This is a genomic window from Stenotrophomonas sp. P5_A8 (assembly GCF_056400545.1).
Genome location: NZ_JBFULB010000420.1, coordinates 1 through 2,882, shown reverse-complemented (window position 1 = coordinate 2,882; position 2,882 = coordinate 1). Strand labels below are relative to the sequence as shown.

Annotated in this window: 4 protein-coding genes; 1 reads left to right on the top strand and 3 read right to left on the bottom strand. The window is 67.8% G+C overall.

The window, feature by feature from the left end; all coding sequences use genetic code 11:
- Positions 1-105 precede the first annotated feature (105 nt).
- Both AC1DQP_RS19020 and AC1DQP_RS19015 read right to left on the bottom strand, forming a co-directional pair.
- Complete coding sequence (locus AC1DQP_RS19020; RefSeq protein ID WP_457320756.1) at positions 106-270, bottom strand: hypothetical protein; 165 nt, start codon at positions 268-270, stop codon at positions 106-108.
- 85 nt (positions 271-355) lie between these two features.
- The gene (locus AC1DQP_RS19015) at positions 356-1,378 is read right to left on the bottom strand and encodes an NADP-dependent oxidoreductase (RefSeq protein ID WP_457320754.1); all 1,023 of its coding nucleotides are present in this window, start codon (positions 1,376-1,378) and stop codon (positions 356-358) included.
- Positions 1,379-1,672: 294 nt separating this feature from the next.
- On the opposite strand from AC1DQP_RS19015, the gene AC1DQP_RS19010 reads away from it, so the two are divergent.
- Positions 1,673-2,011, top strand: coding sequence for a hypothetical protein (locus AC1DQP_RS19010; protein WP_457320753.1), 339 nt, complete (start codon positions 1,673-1,675; stop codon positions 2,009-2,011).
- A 124-nt stretch (positions 2,012-2,135) separates the two neighbouring features.
- Here the strand turns inward: AC1DQP_RS19010 and AC1DQP_RS19005 are convergent.
- A partial coding sequence (locus tag AC1DQP_RS19005; protein ID WP_478052258.1) for an AraC family transcriptional regulator occupies positions 2,136-2,882 on the bottom strand: 747 nt, incomplete at its 5' end.

The following is a 2,882-nucleotide window of genomic DNA, read 5'->3' as shown; positions in this document are numbered from 1 at the left end:
CCACAGCACCTCGCGGAACTCCACCGAAGCACATCGGGCATTTCATCAGATCGTCCATGTTCGGTTCGACCGCCGACGTCACGGCGGTCGACGGCTACGGCATCCTCAGTCCGGGTTGTTGTCCTTGCGCACCGGCCGCCGCGTTTCCGCATCATGAATCGCCTGGTCGGTCTGGCCGGGTCGCTGCTTGGCCGCTTCATCCTGCTTGCGGTCCTGCTGGCTTTCCTTGACGCCTTCCTGCTGGGTCTTCTGCTTCTCGTCGCTGGTCATGATCGGTACTCATCGGGGGATGCCGCCACGCTAACGTGGCGATCGTGAGCTACGGGTCAGGACCGCGTTGGCGCTGCGTGCGCACTCAATCCAGCTTCACCACCAGCTTGCCGAAGTTGCGTCCCTTGAGCAGCCCGAAGAACGCATCCGGCGCGTTGGCCAACCCTTCGACGACGTCTTCGCGGTACTGCACCTGGCCATCCTGCAGCCACTGGCTCATGTCGACCAGGAACTGCGGGAACAGCGCGTTGAAGTCGGACTGGATGAAGCCACGCACGGTCAGCCGCTGGCGCAGCACCTGACTCATGAAGCCCGGCAGCCGATCCGGCCCCGGCAACACCGCGCCGCGCGCGTTGTAGGTGGCAATGGTGCCGCACACCGGAATACGCGCGAAGTCGTTGAGCAGTGGCGCGACCGCGTCGAAGACATGCCCTCCCACGTTCTCGAAGTACACATCGATGCCGTCGGGCACCGCGGCCTGCAGCTGCGCGGCGAAGTTCTCGGCGCGATGGTCCAGCGCCACATCGAAACCCAGCGTTTCCAGATACTGTCGCTTCTGCTCGCCACCGGCGATGCCCACCGTGCGCGCGCCGCGCAGTTTTGCAATCTGCCCGACCGTCGCCCCGACCGGCCCGCTGGCCGCGGCCACCACCAGGGTTTCGCCCGGTTGCAGCCGACCGATTTCCTGCAGGCCGGCATACGCGGTGAAACCCGGCATGCCGTAGACACCGAGCGCGGTGCTGATCGGCAGGCCCGTCTCGTGCAGCCGCCGGGCGATGCTCTCGCCCTCCACCACCGCATGGGTCTGCCAGTTGCCGCCAGCGACCACGTGCTCGCCGACGGCGACCTCCGGGTGGTTGGAGGCGATCACCTCCGACACCGTGCGCCCCTCCATCACCGCATCCAGCGCCACAGGCGGTGCGTACGACGGGCCTTCCTCCATGCGGCCGCGCATGTACGGGTCCAGTGACAGGTAGCGGTTGCGCAGCAGGACCTGTCCCGGGGCCAACGCTGGAACGGCCGCCTGCTCCCAGCGGAAATTGGCCGCCACCGGTTCGCCCTGCGGGCGCGAAGCGAGAACGATGCGGGTGTTGGTGAGAGCATTCATCGGCGGACGACTCCAGACAGCGTGATCAGGAGCCCTGACAGTAAGCGCTGTGGCGGCACGGCGGCGTCGGGGTAAGACAGCGTTCCACCGGTGAGCGCGGGCACGACGTCCCGCGCGCCTTGCGCGACGGTGATCGATGTACCCGGTGATGCCACAGCATTCCATCGGCGGCACCGGATCACATCGGATCACATCGGGTTGGCCCGGACCTGCGCCGTGGCGCATCATCGCAGGATGACATCGCCCCTCCTCCACGTCCGTCAGCGCGTTCGTCGCTACTTGCTCCCGGTGCTGATGTCGGCCACCCCCCTCTTCGGCCTGGCGTGTTGGGCAGTACTGGCGACAGAGCCCGGCTGCCTCGCCGCGCAGGGGCACTGGTCAGGCGCCGGCCAGTGCTACACGCGTCTGTGCCTGCTGCAGGGCGACTGCGGGCAGCCGGCATCGCCAATTCAAGGCTGCCCGCACCTGCAGCCGGGCGACACGCGCGGCAAGGTGTATTTCCATCTTGGCAATCCACTGCCGGGTGCTGCGGCCGTGGCGGACTGGCCTGCCGACAAGGTGGGCGACGGCAGGATCCAGGCGCGTTTCGACGGTGATCGGCTGCTCAGCCTGGCCTGCCCGGTCGCGGACTAGTCCACCGGCCAAACGTCCCCGTTCAAGCGAACGGCATCACCCATCGCCACCGGTGCGCGGCAGCGCGTGCGGGCATGGCCGGACGTCATCAGGGTCAAGGCAACTCGGCGACACGCCGCGAGGGTCACCTGGATCGTCGCCACTGTAACGGGCTGACGCCCATTTCGACCCGGAACATGTAATTGAAGGCGGACGCGGACGCATACCCCAGGTCGTGCGCGATCCGTGTCGGCGAGCGCCCTTGCGCCAGCCACTCGATCGCGCGCAGCAACCGCAGGCGCGTGCGCCATGCGCGCACTGTCATGCCGGTCTCGCGCTCGAAGTGGCGCGCCAGCGTGCGCGTGGACGGACCCAGGTGCGCCGCCCACGCCGCCATGTCCCGATCATCGTCTGGATGGTCGTACAGCGCCTGGCACCAGTGCTGCAAGCGCTCGTCCTGCGGCCATGGCAGGTGCCGCGCGTGTCGCGTCTGCCGACGCAACTGGGTGGCGATCACCGCGCACAGGCTGGCGTAGTAGCCGGAATCATCCTCGGCCCGGATGCCGTCGAGTTCGATGATCAGGGCGCGCAGCAGCGCCGATACTTCAAGCACCGTGCATTCCGCAGGCATGTCCGCGGCGACGTCGATGCCAACGTACAGATTGCGGAACGCCGCAGCGCTCAACGCGCGGGTGTGATGCAGGGTTCCGCCCGGCACCCACAGGGCCTGCTGCGGCGTGATCACATACCGCGCGTTCGCCGCCGTCACCTGCAGCACGCCTTCGGTAGCGAAGGCCAGCTGGTGCCAGGCGTGCACATGCGGCGGAAAATGCTCGCCGGCCGCCATCTGCCGACTGTGCGTGACCACCGGCCAAGGCAGTGCGCGCAGCGG